At 72.9% G+C, this 19,882-nt stretch carries 20 protein-coding genes; 9 read left to right on the plus strand and 11 right to left on the minus strand.

The genetic code is table 11. The features are described 5' to 3' along the window. Positions 1–21 precede the first annotated feature (21 nt). Complete coding sequence (locus C8E97_RS31420; RefSeq protein WP_147455281.1) at positions 22–1,020, minus strand: TolB-like translocation protein; 999 nt, start codon at positions 1,018–1,020, stop codon at positions 22–24. Between C8E97_RS31420 and C8E97_RS34185 the strand changes: the two genes are divergently transcribed. Further along, positions 1,013–1,273, plus strand: coding sequence for a hypothetical protein (locus C8E97_RS34185; protein ID WP_147455282.1), 261 nt, complete (start codon positions 1,013–1,015; stop codon positions 1,271–1,273). The genes C8E97_RS31420 and C8E97_RS34185 overlap by 8 nt on opposite strands. Positions 1,274–1,418: 145 nt before the next feature. On the opposite strand, the gene C8E97_RS31425 is transcribed toward C8E97_RS34185, so the two are convergent. From C8E97_RS31425 to C8E97_RS31435, 3 genes are all read right to left on the minus strand, one after another. Beyond that, positions 1,419–1,997 carry a Fic/DOC family protein gene (locus C8E97_RS31425; RefSeq protein WP_121009405.1) on the minus strand — a complete coding sequence of 193 codons (579 nt, stop codon included), beginning with the start codon at positions 1,995–1,997 and terminating at the stop codon, positions 1,419–1,421. Continuing rightward, positions 1,994–2,584, minus strand: a complete 591-nt coding sequence (locus C8E97_RS31430; RefSeq protein ID WP_121009408.1) for a type II toxin-antitoxin system antitoxin SocA domain-containing protein — start codon at positions 2,582–2,584, stop codon at positions 1,994–1,996. The genes C8E97_RS31425 and C8E97_RS31430 overlap by 4 nt, the downstream gene beginning before the upstream one ends. Before the next feature lie 67 nt (positions 2,585–2,651). Beyond that, positions 2,652–3,218, minus strand: a complete 567-nt coding sequence (locus tag C8E97_RS31435; RefSeq protein ID WP_121009411.1) for an SMI1/KNR4 family protein — start codon at positions 3,216–3,218, stop codon at positions 2,652–2,654. A 129-nt stretch (positions 3,219–3,347) separates the two neighbouring features. On the opposite strand from C8E97_RS31435, the gene C8E97_RS31440 reads away from it, so the two are divergent. From C8E97_RS31440 to C8E97_RS31460, 5 genes are all read left to right on the plus strand, one after another. Beyond that, positions 3,348–3,671, plus strand: coding sequence for a hypothetical protein (locus C8E97_RS31440; protein WP_121009415.1), 324 nt, complete (start codon positions 3,348–3,350; stop codon positions 3,669–3,671). Positions 3,672–3,673: 2 nt separating this feature from the next. Continuing rightward, complete coding sequence (locus C8E97_RS31445; protein WP_121009418.1) at positions 3,674–4,852, plus strand: C40 family peptidase; 1,179 nt, start codon at positions 3,674–3,676, stop codon at positions 4,850–4,852. A 4-nt stretch (positions 4,853–4,856) separates the two neighbouring features. Beyond that, positions 4,857–5,231 carry a hypothetical protein gene (locus C8E97_RS31450; RefSeq protein WP_246019284.1) on the plus strand — a complete coding sequence of 125 codons (375 nt, stop codon included), beginning with the start codon at positions 4,857–4,859 and terminating at the stop codon, positions 5,229–5,231. Next, on the plus strand, positions 5,228–5,914 hold the full coding sequence (locus C8E97_RS31455) for a YbaB/EbfC family nucleoid-associated protein (RefSeq protein ID WP_147455283.1): 687 nt from the start codon (positions 5,228–5,230) through the stop codon (positions 5,912–5,914). The genes C8E97_RS31450 and C8E97_RS31455 overlap by 4 nt, the downstream gene beginning before the upstream one ends. A 65-nt stretch (positions 5,915–5,979) precedes the next feature. Next, positions 5,980–7,197, plus strand: a complete 1,218-nt coding sequence (locus tag C8E97_RS31460; RefSeq protein WP_121009424.1) for a primosomal protein — start codon at positions 5,980–5,982, stop codon at positions 7,195–7,197. 60 nt (positions 7,198–7,257) lie between these two features. Here C8E97_RS31460 and C8E97_RS31465 read toward each other — a convergent pair whose 3' ends face one another. Further along, positions 7,258–8,322 (minus strand): adenosine deaminase, encoded by a 1,065-nt coding sequence (locus tag C8E97_RS31465; protein ID WP_121012806.1) that lies wholly within the window; start codon positions 8,320–8,322, stop codon positions 7,258–7,260. Between the two features lie 412 nt (positions 8,323–8,734). Between C8E97_RS31465 and C8E97_RS31470 the strand changes: the two genes are divergently transcribed. Next, positions 8,735–9,994, plus strand: a complete 1,260-nt coding sequence (locus C8E97_RS31470) for an apolipoprotein A-IV repeat region-like domain-containing protein (protein ID WP_425470686.1) — start codon at positions 8,735–8,737, stop codon at positions 9,992–9,994. A gap of 382 nt (positions 9,995–10,376) precedes the next feature. Here the strand turns inward: C8E97_RS31470 and C8E97_RS31475 are convergent, their stop codons facing one another. The 6 genes from C8E97_RS31475 to C8E97_RS31500 all read right to left on the minus strand — a co-directional run bounded on the left by C8E97_RS31475 (position 10,377) and on the right by C8E97_RS31500 (position 17,216). Then, the gene (locus tag C8E97_RS31475; protein ID WP_121009427.1) at positions 10,377–11,651 is read right to left on the minus strand and encodes a thymidine phosphorylase; all 1,275 of its coding nucleotides are present in this window, start codon (positions 11,649–11,651) and stop codon (positions 10,377–10,379) included. Beyond that, entirely contained in the window at positions 11,648–12,037 is a 390-nt protein-coding gene (locus tag C8E97_RS31480; protein ID WP_121009430.1) for a cytidine deaminase, read from the minus strand. The genes C8E97_RS31475 and C8E97_RS31480 overlap by 4 nt, the downstream gene beginning before the upstream one ends. Further along, entirely contained in the window at positions 12,030–13,295 is a 1,266-nt protein-coding gene (locus C8E97_RS31485) for an ABC transporter permease (protein ID WP_121009433.1), read from the minus strand. Before C8E97_RS31485 ends, C8E97_RS31480 begins: the two co-directional genes overlap by 8 nt. 70 nt (positions 13,296–13,365) lie before the next feature. After that, on the minus strand, positions 13,366–14,433 hold the full coding sequence (locus C8E97_RS31490) for an ABC transporter permease (protein WP_121009436.1): 1,068 nt from the start codon (positions 14,431–14,433) through the stop codon (positions 13,366–13,368). Next, positions 14,433–15,995 (minus strand): ABC transporter ATP-binding protein, encoded by a 1,563-nt coding sequence (locus C8E97_RS31495; RefSeq protein ID WP_121009440.1) that lies wholly within the window; start codon positions 15,993–15,995, stop codon positions 14,433–14,435. The genes C8E97_RS31490 and C8E97_RS31495 overlap by 1 nt, the downstream gene beginning before the upstream one ends. 87 nt (positions 15,996–16,082) lie before the next feature. Continuing rightward, on the minus strand, positions 16,083–17,216 hold the full coding sequence (locus C8E97_RS31500; RefSeq protein WP_121009443.1) for a BMP family lipoprotein: 1,134 nt from the start codon (positions 17,214–17,216) through the stop codon (positions 16,083–16,085). Positions 17,217–17,625: 409 nt separating this feature from the next. Here C8E97_RS31500 and C8E97_RS31505 point away from each other — a divergent pair, with 409 nt between their 5' ends. Together C8E97_RS31505 and C8E97_RS31510 are read left to right on the plus strand one after the other, a co-directional pair. Next, positions 17,626–18,189 (plus strand): YbaB/EbfC family nucleoid-associated protein, encoded by a 564-nt coding sequence (locus C8E97_RS31505; protein ID WP_121009446.1) that lies wholly within the window; start codon positions 17,626–17,628, stop codon positions 18,187–18,189. A gap of 17 nt (positions 18,190–18,206) precedes the next feature. After that, entirely contained in the window at positions 18,207–19,865 is a 1,659-nt protein-coding gene (locus C8E97_RS31510) for a hypothetical protein (RefSeq protein ID WP_147455284.1), read from the plus strand. The last annotated feature ends 17 nt before the right edge of the window (positions 19,866–19,882 follow it).

Raw genomic sequence — 19,882 nt, forward strand, 5'->3', positions numbered from 1 at the left:
CCGACCCGGCCGGGGTTCCGGTCAGCCGCGCGCGGCCGGCGAACCGTCGAGGGAAATGGTGTACCAGCCGATCGGGCCGCAATCCGTCACCCACGGGCACCGTTCTTTCACCACGGCGAACCGGGCGTCGTCGGAGACCGTGGGGTGAATGACGAAAGCGGTCCCCTTGCGCGGTTCGGGGAGCTGGACCTCCACGCCGGTGGACTGGTCCTGGACATGGGCTTTGGATGCCGCGAAGTTCCGCTGGTCGCGGCTCAACCAGTAATAGCCGACCAAACTGCCGGCGCGGTCGACGGAATCCACACCCACGTCCAACGTCCGGCTGTCCTCCTCCCACGTCCGCAGCACCACCGGGGCGGCGCCCGGTCGGGTGGAGACCTTCTTGAGCTGGAACCGGTGTTCGACGGGCCGCACGACGTAGAACAGCCACTGGCCGTCGCCGCTGATCCGGTAGCCCGACCCTTCGGCCAGGGCGCGCCGCTCGCCGGTGGCGGTGTCGAAGAGCGTCGTCCGGAACGGCTGGTCGTGGCTCGCCCGGTAGTAGGACAGGAACCTGGTGCCGCTGTCGTCGGACCTCACCGAGCCGGGGTACCGCCAGCAGCCGCGCGCCCAATCGGTGCACTCCTCCAGCAACTCGGTCGTGCCGGCGTGGATGTCGTGGCGGTTGAGCCTGGTCTCCCCGTACTCGCCGAGGTCGGCCCAGGTCAGCCTGCGGCCGTCGGCGGACAGGGCGATCGACTCGATGAACCACCGCCACGGCAGGGTCGTCACGCGTCGGACGCCGGACGCCAGGTCGCGGTAGAACAGGGACGGCGTCTCGGTGTCGCCGCTGGAGTAGGCGAAGGTGGTGCCGTCCGCTCCGATCGCGGCATAGCGCCAGTCGGCCACCTGCGGGCTGCCGTCCTCCTTGACGCTCACCAGGAACGTCTCACCGGACCTCAGGTCCTTGCGCACCAGGTACATGCCGAGGTTGTACGGCGTCCGGTAGCGCTCGGGGACCATGTTGCTGTGCGTGCGCACCGTGAAAAGCGCATACCGGTTGTCGTTGGACAGCGCGATGAAACCCGCCTCCTGCGAACCCGCGGATTCGCCGACGCCGGTGCTGTCGGTGTCGATCCGGGCGAACCGCTGTCCCGCGTCGGCGGTGTGCGGCGATGCGGCGGCGGCCGGCGCGACGCTTGCCGACGCGATTCCCACCGCGACCGCCGCCACTGCCACGAGGATTTTCCGCAAACTTTTCATCGCGCCTCCTCCGGAGTCGGATCGTGCCTGAAATCGTGCCAGGATTCGACGTCCCGAAAGGGCACACTTACCGACCGGAAACACCCTGCGAACCCGGATGGGAGCAGCACTGCCGACGTTCAGGGCAGTGCGCCGACACCATTCGCGTCAAAGCGATCACCGGGCCGGTGCGCGGGTCAGGCCGGGGTGATCACGGCGGCCAGCAGCGCCCGCAGGTCGTCGACGGAGGCGGCCATGCTCACCCGGCACGCCTCGTTGAACGCGGTCGGGTCGAGGTCGTGGAAGGCGACCCGCCACCCCGCTTCCCGCGCCAACTGGCGGAAGAAGGCCCGCTGCGTGCGCCCGTTGCCCTCCCGGAACGGGTGCAGCGCGTTGACCTCGGCGAAGTAGTGGGTGAACCGGTCCAGGAACGGCTCGCGGGCCACGTCCCGGAGGAACCGCTCCTTGCGCAGCTCCTCGAACAGCCACGCGCCGTAGGGCTCGATCTGCCGCCAGGCGGCGAACATCGCCGACCGGCGGATGTCGACCCGCCGCAGGTCGCCGGCCCACTCGTAGAAGTCGCCGAAGATGTGGCGGTGGAACGCCTGGAGGTGCGCCAGGTCGTACAGGCCGGGCAGGGGCTGCACCGCGAGCTGCTCGACGCGCAGGGTGCTCAGCCGGGTCTCGGCCGCGTCGCACGCGGACTTGTCGGTCAGGCCGAAGCGGTTGCGGAGCACACCGGTGACGGGGTCCGCGTACGGGTCCTCGAAGGTCACGACCGCCGCAGGGCCTCGATCTCCCTGGCGATCGCCTCGTCCATCGACAGCTCGCCCGCCGCGACCGACCGCAGCGTGGCCACCAGGTCGTCCGGCACGTCGCGCCCCTCCAGGCGGGCGCTCCCGACCGCCTCCGCGACCGCCTCGTCGCCGTCGCTGGTCAACCGGCGGAAGTAGCGGGCCATCACCTCGTTGGACAGCGGGGCGCTGCTCGGCTCCGACTCCGCCAGGCCGCCGCGCGCGGCCCGCCACGGCTCCTCGTCGTGGGCCATGTCGCTCAACTCGTGCCGGCTGAACTTGCCGTACCGCTCGACCACGTCCCGCACGACCGAGCGCTCCCGCTCCGACAGCCCGCGCGGGTCGCCCTCCTGCCACGAACAGACCTCGGTCCGGCCGCGGTGGCGGTGGTAGACCTCCGGCACTACCGGACCCCGCCGCCACGCCTCGATCCGGGCGGCGAACATCGGCTCGTCGTACCGGGCCAGGTGCCACGCCTGCGCGTAGTACAGCAGCTTCTGCAACTTCATCGGCGATTCCGGCCCGGTCGCGTCCAGCACCGCCGCGGCCACGTCGTGCACGTCCGCCATACCCGCTCCATTACCGCTGACCTGCGAAAACCCGTGACACCCAGGATACCGGAACCCGGCCGGGAAGTCAGTCGGTCCGCCAACCCAGGCGGCCGTCGGTGGTGACGAGCGGTTCGCAGTGGCCGAGCCTGCCCCGGTGCTCCAGCACCGTCGCGACCTGGTCGAGCATCTCGTCCAGGCTGGTCCACTCGGGCTTGAGCATCTCGCCGCGCTCGCGGTCCCACTCGACCACGCAGCCGCAGAGCACACCGGGGCGCAGGTCGACGGCCAGCGCGTCGCCGCAGCCGTCGAAGGCGATCGGCAGCCACCTCGGGTGGAACCCGGACGTGGGCGTGCCCGCCTCGGAGTCGAGGTCCGCCGGCCAGAACCGCTCCTTGAGCCGCCACGACCGCAGGGCGTTCGACGGGCCCAGCGGCGTGTAGAACGGCGGCAGCACCTCCGCGAACGCCAAGTCGGCGGTGCCGCCGCAGACGGCCCACCACGTGCGGAGGTCGTCGGGCGGCTCCAGCCCGCTCGCGTGCGCCAGCGCCTCGACCGCCGCCCGGTCCTCACTGGGTACGAAGGCCGAGCCGGTCGAGGGGGCGTGGTCCTGGAGCCACGCCACGATCCGTGCCCAATGGCGCAGAACACCCACGCCTCCATGATCACCCGGCGCGGGCGCTCGCGGTACCGCCCATCAGGGGAGGATCTGCGGCAAAGCCCGCACGTCCGGGCCGCCGATGGGGCAGGATCGCCGGAGTCAGGGCACCAGAGGGGGAATGCGGTGGAACGGGGTTTCGGCGTCGACCTCGCCGCGCTGTCGACCTACAGCGGCACGGCGTCCGGTCTCGCCGGCGAGGTGGGCGCGGTCGGCACGTCGACGTTGGCCGGCACCACGTCGCTCGCGGCGGGCAGTTTCGGTCGGCTCGGCGACGAGGTCGGGCTGGGCGCGGCGTTCCAGCAGGCGGCGCAGGCCCAAGTGGACGGAGTCGCGGCGGCTTCCGCCGGGCTGTCGGCGTTCGCCTCGGCCGTGTCGAGGGCGGGCGCGGCCTACGCGGAGCAGGAGGCGCAGCACGGCGCCGACTTCAACCGGGCGTACCGGGTCTAGCGATGGACGTCGCGGGATTCCTGGCCGGCCTCGTCCGGCCGATGAAGGACGACCTGGCCCAGCTGGAGGGCGACACCGGCGGCGCGACGAGCGCGGCGGACGCCTTCGGGCGGGCCTCCTCGGCGCTGACCGGGATCGACGGTCGGCACACCGGCGCGGCCAACGCGGCGCTCGGCACCTGGTACGGCGAGCGCGCGAACGCGTTCCAGCAGCGCGTGGCGGCCTTCTCCGGCGGGGTGGCGACGCTGGCGCGCAACGCGACCACCACCCAGAGCGCCGCGACGACCGCCGTGGGCGCGGTCGAGGGCGGGCGCAAAGCCATCCAGGGCCTGATCGACGACTTCACCGGGTGGGCGGAGCCCCGGCTGGCCGCCGCGGTCGCGGCGGGCGTGTTCGGCGGTCCCGGCGCGGTGCTCGCGGTCGCCGCCGACGTCACCGCCAAGGCGCGCGAGTACGAGGACCGGTCGCGGCGGGAGCTGGACAAGGTCCGCACCGAGCTGACGGCCGTCGTGGCGCGGCTGAAGGGCTTGGAGAAGCCCGACTTCGCGGGTCTCGGCGACCCGCTGGGCGACGATTCCGGTGGCACCACGTCGACTTCGAGCGCCGGCGACGACGGCAGGCGCGATCCCTCGTCGCCCGGCGGGCCCGGCGGCGGTGGCGGCGGTTCCGGCTCCGGTGGCGGCGGTTCCGGTGGCGGCGGCGGTGGTTCGGGCGGCGGTTCGGGCGGCGGGGGTGGCGGCGCTTCCGGGCCCCGGCTGCCGGTCGCGATCCCGCCCCAGCCGGGCACCGGCGTCGGCGTGAACCTGCCGGACGGCAGCACGGCGGAAGCGCCCAACGAGACCGCCGCGCGTGCCGTGCGCAACGCGCTGTCCGCCCTGGGCACCCCGTACGTGTGGGGTGGCGCGAACCCGCCGCAGGGCACGGACTGCTCCGGCCTCACGCAGTGGGCGTACAAGGGCGCGGGGTTCGACATCCCGCGACCGGCGTCGTCGCAGGCGATGGGCGCGTCCGTGCCGCCAAACCAGTTGCTGCCCGGCGACCTCGTGGTGTGGGACGGGCACGTGGCGATGGTGATCGGCAACGGGCAGATGGTGGAGGCGGGCGACCCGGTCCAGGTGAACCCGATCCGCACGGACAACATCGGCATGGGCTTCATGGGCTTCTACCGACCGACGGGCTGAGGGCGTGGACGAGACGACACGGGCGGCCCGGCGGGTCGCGGAGGTAGCGGACCGGGCGTCCGACCTGTTGGCGCGCACCGGGCCGGTGCTCGGGCGGGCGTCCTCTTCGGACGGCGCGGTCACCGTGGTGTGCGCGCCGGGCGCGCCGCCGCGCGAGATCCGCGTCTCGCCCGCGGCGCTGAACATGGGCGCGGACGCGCTGGGCGACGAGATCGTGCGGGTCGCCGCGCGGGCCGCGGCCGACGCGGCGGCGCGGCTGCACCGGTCGCTGGAGCGGGTGGTCGACCCGGCGACGGAGCGGGCGCTGACCGAGATCGGGTTCCCGGCGGGCGGCGACGAGGACGACTTCGGCGATCCGTACCCGAGGTGGTCGCGATGAGCGCGCGGGAGGAGCGGATCGCCGCCGCCGACCGGCTGACCGAGGTGCTGTCGCGGGTCACCGGCACGGCCACGCACCACACCGGGCTGGTGACCGTGACGGCGACGGCGGTGGGCGCGCTGACCTCCGTGCGGCTGCACCCGTCGGCGCTCGCGCACGGCCCGGACGCGGTGGGCGGGCTGGTCGCCGAGACCGCCCGGCTGGCCACCGACGCCGCCGTGCAGACGAGCTACAACGAGGTGGCCAAGGGCCTGGGCGACAGCGTGGCGATGGCCATCGAGGACTTCGCCGGGCCGCCGCCGTACCGGCAGGGGTCGGTCGGCGGGCGCCCCGGCACCGCACCGGACCAGGCCGGTCCGGCGGGGCACCCCGGTCCGGCGGGGCGGTCGACCGCGCCGGGGCGGCCGTTCCCGCCTGGCGGCGCGGCGGGCCGGCCGTTCGCGCCGGGCCGACCGACCGCGCCGGGGCAGCCGTTCCCGCCCGGCGCCGGGCAGCCGTTCCCGCCCGGCGGTCCGGCGGTGCGACCGCCCGTGACCGGTGGCGCGCCGGGGCACCGCCCGCCGCCCGCGACCGCCCGCCCGTGGTCGGCGCAGCCGCCGCAAGCCCCGCAGCGCGCCCGCCCGCCGGTCGACGACGATGACGACGACTACTTCGCGGACCCTTTCCGTGGTCAACGGCGGTAGCCGGAGATCCACCCCGTAGTCTTCCCCCAGCATCGCAAAGGGGCATGGCGTGACCGGGAGGTCGGATGGCACAGGACATCGTCCCGATCGAGCTGGGGCTCACCCAGGGTGATGTCGTCACCCTGTGGGCCCCGCGCTGGCGGGAAGAGGGCGAGGAGTGGGAGGCATTCCTCGGCCACGAGGAGGACCTGTACGCCTTCCCGGACGCCGCGCACCTCGCGGCGTTCGTGCGCAAGGCCGAGGAGCACGACCTGACCGACCACCCCGCGTGGCACGTCGTGCCGGGGCTGTCCGTCGGCGAGCTGTCCCCGGACGACAACCACCAGTTCGACCTGGTTGGCGTGCCGGAGCTGGTCGCCGAGGAGCCCGACACCTGGGTCATCGGCGAACTCGCCGACGTGGTGTCGATCGTGCGCTCGCTGGCCGACGTGTGCGACCTGGAGAAGGTGCACGAGGTGCTGGACTCGGCGGAGGGCTTCGCCCTGCTGCCGCAGGGCACGCTGCCGTTCACCGGGCGCGAGGGCCAGGCGCTGTGGACCGAGATCGCCCAGGTCGTCGCCGACAAGTGGGACGACGTGCTGGACGCGATCGACGAGGTCGTCACCACGCCGGACGTGGACGAGGCGGCGCTGGAGGTCGCGCGCGAGGAGCTGGCCGCCTTCGAGAGCGAGACCGCGGCGGCCTCCGCCGACGACGAGGCCGAGGACGCGGACGACGAGGACGGCGCGGAGCCGGCCGGCTTCTGGGCCGAGGTCGGCATCGACCCCATCAAGATCATCACGGGCGCGGGCGAGTACTACACGCTGCGCTGCTACCTGGACGACCAGCCGCTGTTCCTGGGCCGCAAGGGCCGGATCGACGTGTTCGGCTCGCCGCGCGCGCTGTCCCGGTTCATCGTGGAGGCCGACGACAACGACCTCGCCGAGGTGGCCACCTGGGGCGAGCTGGTGGTCAAGGCGACCGGCGGCGACCTGGAGGTCGAGGTCGACCCGGACAACGTCTACGTGCTCACCGGCCTGGACGAGGACATCGCCGACGGGCCCGACGCCGTCGACCCGGCGCAGCTCGACCTCGCGGTGGAGCTGCTGGAGGACGCCGGCGAGTGGGCGGGCGACGACGCGGTGAAGGTCGCGCTCGACCAGTCCGAGTCGCTGGGCTGGCTGGTGTCCTACGTGCTGAAGCCGAACCCGACGCGGCTCGCGCCCAGCGCGCCGTTCGACGCCGAGGTGGCGGCGTGGCGGACGCTGGTCGCGGCGTTCGAGGACCGGCTGAAGGTCCACTAGCGCCGACGCCGAAGGGGGCGTCCCGGTCCGCCGGGGCGCCCCCTTCCGCCGTGCCGCGGCCTACTCGGCGAGCGCGGCGTAACCCGGCTCGACGACGTCCCGGATCAGGGCGCGGCGCTCGTCCAGCGGCAGGAACGCGGCCTTGGCGGCGTTCACCGTGAAGCGGCGCAGGTCGTCCCAGCCGAACCCGAACCGCTCGACCACGGTCGCGAACTCGCCGGACATGGAGCAGTCGCTCATCAGCCGGTTGTCGGTGTTCACCGTGACCCGGAAGCCGAGCGCGTCCAGGCGCTTGATCGGGTGCTCGGCGAGCGAGGCGACCGCGCCGGTCTGCACGTTGGAGGTCGGGCACATCTCCAGCGCGATCCGCCGGTCCCGCACGTACGCGGCGAGGTGGCCGACCTTGTCGCCCTCGATGTCCTCGGTGAGGCGCACGCCGTGGCCCAGCCGCTCCGCGCCGCAGAACTGCACCGCGCGCCAGATCGACTCGGCGCCGTCCGCCTCGCCCGCGTGGATGGTGAAGTGGGCGTTCTGCTGCCGCAGGTACTCGAACGCGGGCAGCTCGCGGGTCGCCGGGAAGCCCAGCTCCGGACCGGCGATGTCGAACCCGACCACGCCCGCGTCCCGGTAGCGGACCACCAGGTCGGCGATGCGCTGCCAGCCGTCGTTCTGGCGCATCGCGCACAGCAGCGTGCCGACCTTGATCCGGTTGCCCGCGGCGGCCTCGCCCTGGCGGAAGCCCTCCTGCACGGCCTCGACGGCCTGCTCCAGGGTCAGGCCCCGCTCGGTGAACAGCTCCGGCGCGTACCGGACCTCCGCGTACACGACGCCGTCCGCCGCGAGGTCCTGCGCGGCCTCCGACGCGACGCGGACGAGCGCGGCCTCGTCCTGCATGACACCGCAGGTGTGCGCGAAACCCTCCAGGTAGCGCACCAGCGAGCCCGAGTTGGCGTTGTCGCGGAACCAGTTGCCCAGCGCGACCGGGTCGGTGGTGGGCAGGCCCTGGTGGCCGCAGGCTTCGGCGAGTTCGATCACCGTCTGGGGGCGGAGTCCACCGTCGAGGTGGTCGTGCAGCAGCACCTTCGGCGCGCTGCGGATGGCCTCCGGGGAGAGCGGGGTAGGCATGGCCTTCACCGTATACCGGCGACACGCCGGGTCAGGTCCGCAAGTGGATGATCTTGCGGGGTAAGGTCCTCGCGGAGGCGTCCCACGCATCGGAGTACACCCGGTCGGATGGGCCGGGTGCCGTTGTCCACTCGTGATGCGCGACTTTCCGCTACCGCCCACCCCGCAGCCATCACCCGCCCGGCGGATGGTCACCCGGAGCATTCGGGGGTGTCCTCGCCGTTACGTTCGAGTAGGGTCGTTCGGTGTGACCTGAACGGAGTAGAGGCGGGCTCAGGACGGGCGCGGTGCGCCGGGGGGTGGTACGGGCCCGGCCCCCGACGGGATTAGGCTGCCGGAGGTCTCCCCTCCCCTGGACGAAGGCACTCAAGCCGTGAACGAGAACAACAACTCCACGATGTCCTTCGATCGGATGCGCAACATGCTGACGCGCGCCGCGGAGATCCGTGAGAGCGAACAGCAGCAGATCTTCGATGCACTGGACGAGATCCACGCGCGGATGTCCCCGCTGGAGTCGCTGGGTTCCGTTCGCAAGCGTTTGTCCGAGCTGCCCGACCGGACCGAGGTCGGCGCGCTGGCCGAGCGGCTGGAAGAGGCGCTGACCCGACTGGAGGCGCAGGACACCGCGGTCCAGGGCATCGGCCGCGCGGTCGACGGCCTGGTCGACCGGCTCGCCACGCCGTTCGCGCAGCTCGACGGCAGGCTGGACGGCGTCGCCGGCCGGTTCGAGGGCGTGGCCGGGCGGATGGACGGGCTGGAGGACAAGCTCTCCCACATCCACAAGCGGCTGGACGACCTCGAACTGCACCTGGACAAGCAGGACGGCAAGGTCGACGCCGTGCCCGCCGCGGTGACCGCGCCGCTGCGGGAGCGCATCGAGGCGCTGGAGGCCGCCCTGCGCGGTCGCCTCGACGAGGTGGACGAGGGCGTGCACGAGCACCTCGACGGCACCCGCGAGGCGTTGCAGCGGACCGTGTCCGACTCGGCCTCGGCGCTGCACGGCCGCCTGGACGAGACCCGCGACAACCTCACCGCCACGCGCGAGGCGCTGTCCGCGTCGCTGGACGACACCCGCGAGAAGCTGGCCGGCTCGCTCGCCGAGACCCGCGCCGCCCTGGCCGGCTCGCTGGACAGCGCCCGCGACTCGCTGCACGCGGCCCTGGACGACACCCGCGGCACCGTGACCGGCAAGCTGGACGAGACCCGCGAGGCGCTGCACGCGGCCCTCGACGAGACCCGCGACCAGGTCGACGCGACGGACCGCCTGGAGGCGCTGGCGCAGCGCCTGGAGCAGGTCACCTCCCGCCTGGACACCATGACGACCCGGCTGGACGCGGTGGAGGACGACTTCGCCGCCCGCCTCGGCGACCTCACCGGCGTCGTGGAGCAGGGCATCGCGAAGGTGGAGGGCACGCTGGCCTCCCGGCCGGACGCCGACGCGCTGGCGTCCGTGGTGCGCAAGAGCAACCAGGAGTCCGAGCTGCGCATCGGCGGCCAGCTGGACGAGGCGATGGCGACGTTCGCGGAGCTGATCCTCGGCGGCGGCTCGCCCACGCCTCCCCCGCCGCCCACCGCGCTGCCGCGCCCGCAGCGGCGCACGCGGAAGAACGGGCCGAAGGCGAACGACAACCGGAACGTGGACGACGACGACCTGGCCGCCGAAGGCGCCTGACCGAGGTCCCACCGGCCCGGCTCCCTCGCGGGGGCCGGGCTTTTCGCTGCCGCGACCACGCCGCACGGGGTGCGAGCGGGGACCGGCGGGGACCGCACCTCGCGCACCGACCACGCCGCACGGGTGCGGAGCGGCGCCCGGCGGGGACCGCACCTCGCGGGACGGCGCTTCGGGATCACGAACGGACTTCGGCCGCTCAGAACGGCAGCACGCGCGGGTTGGGCGCCCGCGCGGTGCGCCGCGAAGGCAGGCGCCACCCGGACGTCCTGCCCCGTCAACGGGTTGCGCACCAGGGGCAGGTCCGGGCCGGGCGCGGCCGTTCCACCGCTTCCGACCTGTTCCAGGCGGTTCGGCTCAGCCGCGGCCGGCGTCGATGCGGTGGTCAGCCGCGGACGACGTCGATCACCAGCGGCGACCGGGCCGGCGCGGTGCCCCCGATCGCCCACGCGCCGTCCAGCGCGGCCAGCGCGCCGGCGACCGCGTCGGGGGTGTCGGTGCGCAGCTCCAGCAGCGGCTGCCCCCGGACGACCTCGTCGCCCGGCTTGGCCAGGCACAGCACGCCCGCCCCGGCCTGCACCGGGTCCTCCTTGCGCGCCCGCCCCGCGCCCAGCCGCCACGCGGCCACGCCCACGGCGTAGGCGTCCAGCGCGGTGAGCACGCCGTCCTCCTCCGCCACCACGACGTGCCGGTGCGCGCCGACCGGCAGCGGCGCGTCCGGGTCGCCGCCCTGGGCCCGGATCATGCGCGCCCACGTCTCGTACGCCGCGCCGCTCGCGAGCACGGCCGCCGGGTCGGCCTCGAGGCCCGCCCGGTCCAGCATCTCCGCCGCCAGCGCCACGGTCAGCTCCACCACGTCCGCCGGGCCGCCGCCGCGCAGCACGTCGACGGACTCGGCGACCTCCACCGCGTTGCCGACCGCCCGGCCCAGCGGCACGGACATGTCGGTCAGCAGGGCGGACACCGCCAGGCCGTGGTCCGCGCCGATCGACACCAGGGCGCGGGCCAGCTCCCGCGCCCGGTCCTCGGTCTTCATGAACGCGCCGGACCCGACCTTGACGTCCAGCACCAGGGCCGCCGCGCCCTCGGCGACCTTCTTCGACATGATCGAACTCGCGATCAGCGGTATCGACTCGACGGTCCCGGTCACGTCCCGCAGCGCGTAGAGCTTGCGGTCCGCCGGCGCCAGGCCCTCGGTCGCCGCGCACACCACCGCGCCGACGTCGCGCAGCTGCGCGGTGATCTCGTCCACCGACAGCCGCGCCCGCCAGCCGGGGATGGACTCCAGCTTGTCCAGCGTGCCGCCGGTGTGCCCGAGGCCGCGCCCGGAGAGCTGCGGCACGGCCGCGCCGCACGCCGCCACCAGGGGCGCGAGCGGCAGGGTGATCTTGTCGCCCACCCCGCCCGTGGAGTGCTTGTCCACGGTGGGGCGGCCGACGTCCAGCGACAGGGTCTCCCCGGAGCGGACCATCGCGCGCGTCCAGCGGGCCGTCTCGGCGTCGTCCATGCCGTTGAGGAAGATCGCCATCGCGAGCGCCGCCATCTGCTCGTCGGCGACGTCGCCCCTGGTGTAGGCGTCGACCACCCAGTCGATCCGGTCGTCGGACAGCCGGTGGCCGTCCCGCTTGGCCCGGATCACGTCCACGGCGGTGTGGGTCACGGCAGGTCCTCCGCTCCGAAGGCGTCGGGCAGCACCCGGCTCATGGGCAGCACGCCCGACGGCGTGTCGACCAGGCAGTCCGGCCCGCCGAACTCGTACAGCACCTGGCGGCAGCGCCCGCACGGCATCAGCAGCTCTCCCCCGCCGCCGCGGCACGCGACGGCGACGAACCGGCCGCCGCCGGTCAGGCGGAGCTGGCCGGCCATCGTGCACTCGGCGCACAGGCCCACGCCGTACGAGGCGTTCTCGACGTTGCAGCCGACGACGACCCGGCCGTCGTCGCACACCGCCGCCGCGCCGACCCGGAGGCCGGAGTACGGGCAGTACGCGGACTGGGCGGCCTCGACCGCCCGCGCCCGCAGCTCGTCCCAGTCGACCTCAACCACGGCGGTACACCACCCCGTCCGCGGCGGGCGCGCGCAGCCGTTGCGACGCCACCGCGAGCACGATGAGCGTCACGAGGTGCGGCGCGTACGTGGTCAGCTCGCTGGGCACCTCGTCGAGGCTGTAGTACACCGCGTACAGGGCAACCGCCGCGACGATCCCGCCGGCCGCCGCGAACCAGCGCCGGCGCACCAGCTGCCAGACCACGATGACCGCCAGCAGCAGCACCGCGCCGTAGACCAGCGCGAGGAACGTCTTGCCGCCGCTGCGCAACTGGAGGCCGTCCGCGTAGCCGAACAGCGCCGCGCCGCCCAGCAGGCCGCCGGGCCGCCAGTTGCCGAAGATCATCGCCGCCAGGCCGATGAACCCGCGGCCGTTGGTCTGGCCCTCCAGGTAGCCGGGCTGACCGGGGTTGAGCACGAGGGCCGCGCCGCCGATGCCCGCGAGCGCGCCGGACGCGATCACCGCGAGGTACTTGTGCCGGTACACGTGCACGCCCAGCGACTCGGCCGCGACCGGGTTCTCGCCGCACGACCGCAGCCGCAGGCCGAACCGCGTCCGCCACAGCACCAGGTAGCTGCCGACGACCAGCGCGATCGCCAGCATCGTCAGCGGGGACACACCGGTGACCAGGCCGCGCAGGATGCCCGCCACGTCCGACAGCCCCACCCGCTGCTGCGCCTCCAGCTCGCCCAGCCACTCGGACAGGCCGGGCGCGGAGTAGGTGTCGAACTTCGGCACGGCGGGCGACTCGCGCGGGTTGTGCGAGACCGGGAAGAAGATCAGCGTGGACAGGTACTTGGTGAGGCCCGCGCCGAGCAGGTTGATCGCCACGCCGGACACGATGTGGTTGACGCCGAAGGACACCGTCGCGATCGCGTGCAGCAGGCCGCCCAGCGCGCCGAACGCGGCGGCGGCCAGCAGCGCGGCCCACGGGCCCCACTGGTAGCCCGCCCAGGCGGCGCCCCACGTGCCCATGATCATCATGCCTTCGAGGCCGATGTTCACGACGCCCGCGCGCTCCGCCCACAGGCCGCCGAGCGCGGCGAGCAGGATCGGCAGCGCCAGCCGCACGGCGGTCTGGATGGTGCCGGTGGAGGTCAGCTGCGGTACGTCGGTCAGGTACGACGTGGTCGACAGCAGCACGACCGCGCCCGCCACGCCGAGCACGCCGACGAGCCAGCCGGGCACCCGGCGGGCCTTCCGGGGCGGCGGGACGGTGCTGGGTGCCTCCGATGGGTTCATCAGGGAAGTGCTCATGATGCCGCCTCGCCGGCGCCCGCCGGGCGGTCCGCCCCGCGCGCCGTGGTCGTGGGTTCGCCCGGTCCGCTCACGCCGCCACCGCCCCCAGCTGCCTGCCGACCCTGCGCTGCTCGGCGGCCAGCTCGAACCGGCGGACCACCTCGTAGGCGACGACGACCGACAGCACGATCGCACCCTGCATGATCGTCACGATCTCCCTCGGCACGCCGACGTTGTCCAGCGCCAGGCCCGACTTGTCCAGGAACGCCCACAGCAGCGCGCCGAACGCGATGCCGCCGGGGTGGTTGCGGCCCAGCAGGGCGATCGCGATGCCGGAGAACCCGATGCCCGCCGGGAAGTTCAGGTTGTAGGTGTGGTCGCGGCCGAGGATCTCCGGCATCGACACCAGGCCGGCGATGCCGCCGGACAGCAGCATCGCGACCAGCACCATCTTCTTGGCGCTCACCCCGCCCGCGGCGGCGGCCGTGGCCGACTCGCCGGACGCCTTCAGCTCGAAGCCGAACCGGGTGCGGTTCATCATCACCCAGTAGGCGACGCCCAGCAGGGCGGCCAGGAACACCAGGCCGAACACCGTGCCGGAGGAGCCGAACGGGATGCCCGGCACCCAGCCGCTCTCCGGGATCTCGGGGGTGCGGATGTTGTTGCCGCGCAGCTCGCCGAACACGTCCTCGCGGATCAGGTAGGCGGCCAGGCCGAGCGCCAGGCCGTTCATCATGATCGTCGAGATGACCTCGTTCACGCCGCGCGTGACCTTCAGGACCGCCGGGACCGCCGCCCACAGCGCGCCGACCAGCGCCGCCACGACGATGACCGCCAGGGCGTGCAGGCCGGGCGGCAGGGCGATCGAGCCGCCGACCACCGCCGCCACCACGGCCGCCACCCGGTACTGGCCCTCGACGCCGATGTTGAACAGGTTCATCTGGAACCCGATCGCCACCGCGAGCGCCGCGATGTAGTAGGTGCCGGTGCTGTTGACGATGTCGACGGCGGTCGTGCCCTCGCCGACCTGCGACACCATCACGCCGAACGCCTTGAGCGGGTTCGCGCCGGACACCAGCAGCGCGATACCGCACAGCAGCGCGGAGAACAGGATCGCCAGGGCGGGCGGTAGCAGCTTGCCGCGCAGGATTCCCATCACTCGCCTTCCAGTTCCGCGACGGCGGCGCTCGTGGCGCCCGCGCCGGTCATCGCGCTGCCCAGGTCCTCCGGGGTGACCGAGGCCGGGTCCGCGTCGGCGACCAGCCTGCCGCGCAGCATCACCTTGATCGTGTCCGACAGGCCGATCAGCTCGTCCAGGTCGGCGGAGATCAGCAGGACGGCCAGGCCGCGCGCCCTCGCGCGCTTGATCTCGTCCCAGATCAGCGCCTGCGCGCCGACGTCCACGCCGCGCGTCGGGTGGGACGCGATGAGCAGCACCGGGTCGCCGGACAGCTCCCGGCCCACCACCAGCTTCTGCTGGTTGCCGCCGGACAGCGCGGCGGCGGGCACGTCGATACCGGGCGTGCGGACGTCGAACTCGTCGACGATGCGCCGCGTGTCGCGCTTCGCGCCCGCGAGGTCGAGCCACAGCCCCTTCGCCGCGGGTTCGCGGGTCTGGTGGCCGAGGATGCGGTTCACCCACAGCGGCTGCGTCAGCAGCAGGCCCTGGCGGTGGCGGTCCTCCGGCACGTAGCCGATGCCCGCCTCGCGCCGGGCCAGGGTGCCGAGCCGGGACAGGTCGCGGTCGCCCAGCAGCACGCGGCCGTGGTGCGCGCGGCGCATCCCCATGATCGTCTCGACCAGCTCGGTCTGGCCGTTGCCCTCCACGCCCGCGATGCCGACCACCTCGCCGGACCGCACGACCAGGTCGATGCCGTCCAGCACCGGGCGGGTGCCCTCCTCGGCGACCAGGCCGAGGTCCTCGACGCGCAGCACCACCCGGTCGGTGACCGTCGACTCGCGCGTCTCCGGGCTGGGCAGCTCGCTGCCCACCATCATCTCCGCGAGCTGGCGCGAGCTGACCGCCTTCGGGTCGGCGGTGCCGACCGTGGTGCCGCGCCGGATCACCGTCACCGAGTCGGCGATCGCGCGCACCTCGTCCAGCTTGTGCGAGATGAACAGGAACGTGTAGCCCTGCTCCTGCATGGCGCGCAGGGTGGTGAACAGCTCGTCCACCTCCTGCGGCACCAGCACGGCCGTCGGCTCGTCCAGGATGATCACCTTCGCGCCCCGGTAGAGCACCTTCAGGATCTCCACCCGCTGGCGGTCGGCGACGCCGAGCCGCTCGACCAGCACGCCGGGGTCGACGGTGAGGCCGGTCGACTTCGCGAGGCCCTGGATCACCTTGCGCGCCCGGCCGCCGATGCCGTGCAGCGCCTCCGCGCCCAGCACGACGTTCTCCTGCACGGTCAGGTTGTCGGCCAGCATGAAGTGCTGGTGCACCATGCCGATGCCGGCCTTGATGGCGTCCGCCGGGTTCCGGAACCGGACCGGCCTGCCCCCGACCTCGATGGTGCCCTCGTCGGGCTGCTGCATCCCGTAGAGGATCTTCATCAGCGTGGACTTGCCCGCGCCGTTCTCGCCGCACAACGCGTGCACTTCGCCGGCCCGCACGGTGAGGTGGACGTCGCTGTTGGCCACCACGCCGGGGAACCGCTTGGTGATGCCCGACAGGACGACCGCCGGTGCGGCGTCGGCGGCAGGGGTGCTGGTGCTCATATCAGGGCTCCGTCTTGGTGCCGGGGTCGAAACCACGCATTGGGCCTCGCGAGCACGTCTCGCGAGGCCCAATGCGGTGTGGCCGGCTCAGCTGCTCGGCTTGTCCTTGACCTCGATCTTGCCCGCGATGATCTGCGCCTTGTAGCCGTCGAGCACGGCCTTCAGGTCGTCGTCGAGCTTGTCGCCGGAGGTGGAGTAGCCGACGCCGTCCACCTTCAGGTCGAACACCTTCGGGAAGTTCGCGAGGTCGTCCTTGGCGACCGCCTTCACGAAGTCGTACACCGCGACGTCGACGCGCTTGAGCATGGACGAGACGATCACGTCCTTGGACTCCGCGACGGTCGCCTGGTGGTACTGGTCGGAGTCGACGCCGATGGCCTTGACGTTCGCCGACTTGGCGGCCGAGAAGACGCCCTTGCCGGACGCGCCCGCCGCGTGGTAGAGCACGTCGGCGCCGGCCTCGATCTGGCCCTTGGCGGCCTCCTGGCCCTTCGTGGGCTCCTGGAAGCCGGTGAAGTCGCCCGCCGGGGTCAGGTACTTCTTCTCGATCTTGACGTCCGGCGCGGCGGCCTTGGCGCCCTGCTCGAAGCCGGCGTCGAACTTCTGGATCAGCGGGATCTTCACACCGCCGACGAAGCCGACGTGGCAGGTCTTGGACTGGTAGGCGGCGATCACGCCGGCCAGGAAGGAGCCCTGCTCCTCGGCGAACAGCAGCGGCGTCACGTTCGCCGCGCCCTCCACCGCGCCGTCCACGATGGCGAACTTGACGTTCGGGAACTCCGGCGCGACGACCTTCAGCGACTCGGCGTAGGCGAACCCGACGCCGATGATCGGGTTGAAGCCCTCGCTCGCGAGCTGGCGCAGCCGGGTCTGCTTGGCGTCCTCCGCCTCGTTCGGGGCGGCGGTCAGCTCCTTCAGCTCGCGGACGCCGAAGTCGGCCTTCGCCTTGTCCAGGCCGGCGGCGGCGGAGTCGTTGAACGAGGCGTCACCGCGACCGCCGATGTCGTAGGCCAGGCCCACCTTGAGAGCGCTGCCGTCCACCTTCTCGCCGGCCGAGGAGCTGCTGGAGGCCGCGGCGGCGGCCGGCGGCTTGGGCGCCAGCTTGCAACCACCGGAGGCGTTGCCGGTCGAACCGGTGTTGGACCCACCGTTGTCCTTGGCGCAGGCGGCCATCGACAGAACGCTGGTCAGCGCGATCGCGGCCACCGCGATGCCACGCATTCGACGACGCACGGCTCGTCTCCCTCCCTGCTCATCGAGCAGACAAATCCCCGACGGCGTCGTCGGGTTCCGAGTGGCGAACCGTACCCCGTGGTAACGAGGGCCGCGCAGGGACGGGGCCGCACGTGACCGAGATGTGTCGAATCGCGCCACTGTCCGTAATTGCGCAGCGCCCGTTCGCACGCGCCAAGCCCACACCGAAGCCGCCGCATCACCCGGCGTGTCGATCAGGCCCCGCCTCCCGCTTTCCCCTTCGCCCCGCCCACCTCACCCCATTCACCCCGCCCCACCGAGGCCCCGCCGCGCGCCGCCGGAGGCGGCGCGGAAAACATTAGTGGCGCGTTGGGGGCGCGTTGGCGTTGTTGAGTGGACTCCAGGCTGCATCTGTATCCGCCTGGAGGAGGCAGCCTTGGACCCCCGGCAGTGGCTGGACGACTACGAATCGCGCCTGGCCGACCTCAAGCAGAAGTCGGCCGACCTCCAGGAGAACGTGGCCGCCGCGAACGGTCGGGTCACCAGCCAGGACGGCGCGGTCACCGTCACGGTCGGGCCCAACGGCGGCCTGCTCGGCCTCGAACTCGGCCACCGGGCCTGCGACCTGGGCCCGGCCCGGCTCACCGCCCTGATCCTCAGCACCGCCCGCGCCGCGCAGAAGCAGGCCGCCGCGAAGGTGATGGAGGCGTTCGAGCCGATGGGCACGGGCACCGAGGCGATGCGGATGTACATGGACGCCCTGCCGGACGACGAGCCCGACGCGACCGCCGACGACGCCGACGACGCCTACGACCCGGAGCCGGAACCCGAGCCCGAGCCGCCCCGCCCGCCCGCGCGCCCCCCGTTCGCGCCGCAGCAGCCGCAGTACCCGCAGCAGCAGCCGTTCCAGCAGCCCTTCCAGCAGGCCCCCGCACCGCAGCGACCGGCCCGCCCGCCGCGCCGCGACGACGAAGACGACGACGACAACCAGCCGTGGTGAGCTAGAAAGGCCATCCGATGAGCGAGACACCGCTCGCGTCACCTCCCGGTATGGAGATCACCGAGGAGAACAAGCTCAAGGGGACGCTGTTCATCGAGGCGTTCGACGGCTTGATCGACTCGATCAACAAGGACGCCGAGTCCGAGACCGAGCGCGTGCTGGACATCACGTTCAACGCGATCGGCGCGGCGTCCTCGGTGGTGATGTTCGTGACGGACCCGTTCGGCAGCATCCTCGGCGCGGGCATCGGCTGGTTGATCGAGCACGTCTCGTTCATCCGCGAGGGCTTCGACCAGCTGATGGGCGACCCGGAGGACATCCAGCGCAACGTCGACGCCACGAAGAAGCAGGCCGTCGACATGCGGGTGCTCGCCGACGACCACCGGCAGGGCCTCGTCACGTTCGACGGGTGGACCGGTCAGGCGTCCGAGCGGTTCCAGGCCAGCATGGAGGCGATGGGCAAGGAGCTGGACAGCCTGGCCGGCGCGATCGAGACCAAGGCCAAGATCGTCGCCGTCTGCGGGATGCTGGTGCAGGTCCTGCGGGACATCGTGCGCGACATGATCGCCCAGTTCCTCGGCTCCCTCATCGCGGGCGCGCTGACCGCCGCCGCCCTGTCGATCCCCACCTTCGGCGCGTCCATCGCGGCGTTCATCGGGTTCGCGGTCGGCAAGGGCATCGCGCTGGCCACCAACGTCGCCGCCCGCATCGCGCGCCTCGTACCCGCGCTGGGCAGGCAGCTCGGGCGGCTCGACGAGCTGGACGGCGTGATCAAGAAGATCAAGGACGGCTGGGACCGGTTCGAGAACATCGCCGACGTCGGCGAGATCGGCTGGGAGGGCTACAAGGCCCAGAACGAGGTCGACAAGGACATCGAGAAGGGCCGCAAGGAGGACGACGAGAAGGACAAGCTCGACAAGGCCGACCAGGACGCCAAGGCCGCGAACCAGAAGTACTCGGACGCGAAGGACGACGAGAAGAAGGAAGCCGACGAGCTGAAGTCGGCCAACGAGAAGCTCAGCGAGAAGTCCGACCGGGCGGCCGAGGCGAACAAGCGGGCCAACGAGGCGGCCGAGGAGGTCAACCGCGCGGCCAGGTCCGGCGACCAGGCGGCGTTCGACCGGGCGAACGCCAAGTTCGAGGCCGCGAAGGCGGAGGCCGAGGCGGCGCGCGCCGAGGCGGCCAGGGCGGCCGACGCCGCGGCCAAGGAGGCGCGGGACCTCGCCGAGGCGTCGAAGCGGTCGAACCAGGCGCTGGCCGACACGAAGCCGAGCGACGAGGCCCAGCAGAAGGCGTACGACGAGTACAAGCAGAACAACCCCGGCGGGCAGCAGGACCCGGCGCGGTCGGCCGCCGAGAGCGACCTGTCCGCCAAGAACAACGCCGCCAAGGAAGCCAACGCCAGGTACGAGCAGGCCAACGCCGCCTTCACGGAGGCCAACGCCAAGGCCGCCGAGGCCAACGCGCGGGCGTTCGCGTCGGGCAGCGAGTCCGACATCGCGGCGGCCAAGCGCGCCGCGGAGGCCGCGGAAGCGGCGGGCAAGCGGGCCGACGAAGCGGCGTCGGCGGCCCGGAACGCGGGCGACTCGGCCAAGCGGTCCTACGAGGACTACCAGTCGAAGTACTCCGGCACCGGCCAGAACACCCAGAGCAAGTCACCCACGGCCCAGGTCTGACCCTCCCGGAAAGAGCT

The organism is Saccharothrix australiensis (assembly GCF_003634935.1).
GTDB classification, from domain to species: domain Bacteria; phylum Actinomycetota; class Actinomycetes; order Mycobacteriales; family Pseudonocardiaceae; genus Actinosynnema; species Actinosynnema australiense.

Coding starts and splice junctions, on each gene's coding strand:
- C8E97_RS31445 (WP_121009418.1), top strand. CDS start 3,674: ATGGACGTCGCGGGATTCCTGGCCGGCCTCGTCCGGCCGATGAAGGAC.
- C8E97_RS31485 (WP_121009433.1), bottom strand. CDS start 13,295: ATGAGCACTTCCCTGATGAACCCATCGGAGGCACCCAGCACCGTCCCG.
- C8E97_RS31510 (WP_147455284.1), top strand. CDS start 18,207: ATGAGCGAGACACCGCTCGCGTCACCTCCCGGTATGGAGATCACCGAG.
- C8E97_RS31455 (WP_147455283.1), top strand. CDS start 5,228: ATGAGCGCGCGGGAGGAGCGGATCGCCGCCGCCGACCGGCTGACCGAG.
- C8E97_RS31490 (WP_121009436.1), bottom strand. CDS start 14,433: ATGGGAATCCTGCGCGGCAAGCTGCTACCGCCCGCCCTGGCGATCCTG.
- C8E97_RS31430 (WP_121009408.1), bottom strand. CDS start 2,584: ATGGCGGACGTGCACGACGTGGCCGCGGCGGTGCTGGACGCGACCGGG.
- C8E97_RS31460 (WP_121009424.1), top strand. CDS start 5,980: ATGGCACAGGACATCGTCCCGATCGAGCTGGGGCTCACCCAGGGTGAT.
- C8E97_RS31470 (WP_425470686.1), top strand. CDS start 8,735: ATGCGCAACATGCTGACGCGCGCCGCGGAGATCCGTGAGAGCGAACAG.
- C8E97_RS31495 (WP_121009440.1), bottom strand. CDS start 15,995: ATGAGCACCAGCACCCCTGCCGCCGACGCCGCACCGGCGGTCGTCCTG.
- C8E97_RS31500 (WP_121009443.1), bottom strand. CDS start 17,216: ATGCGTGGCATCGCGGTGGCCGCGATCGCGCTGACCAGCGTTCTGTCG.
- C8E97_RS31465 (WP_121012806.1), bottom strand. CDS start 8,322: ATGCCTACCCCGCTCTCCCCGGAGGCCATCCGCAGCGCGCCGAAGGTG.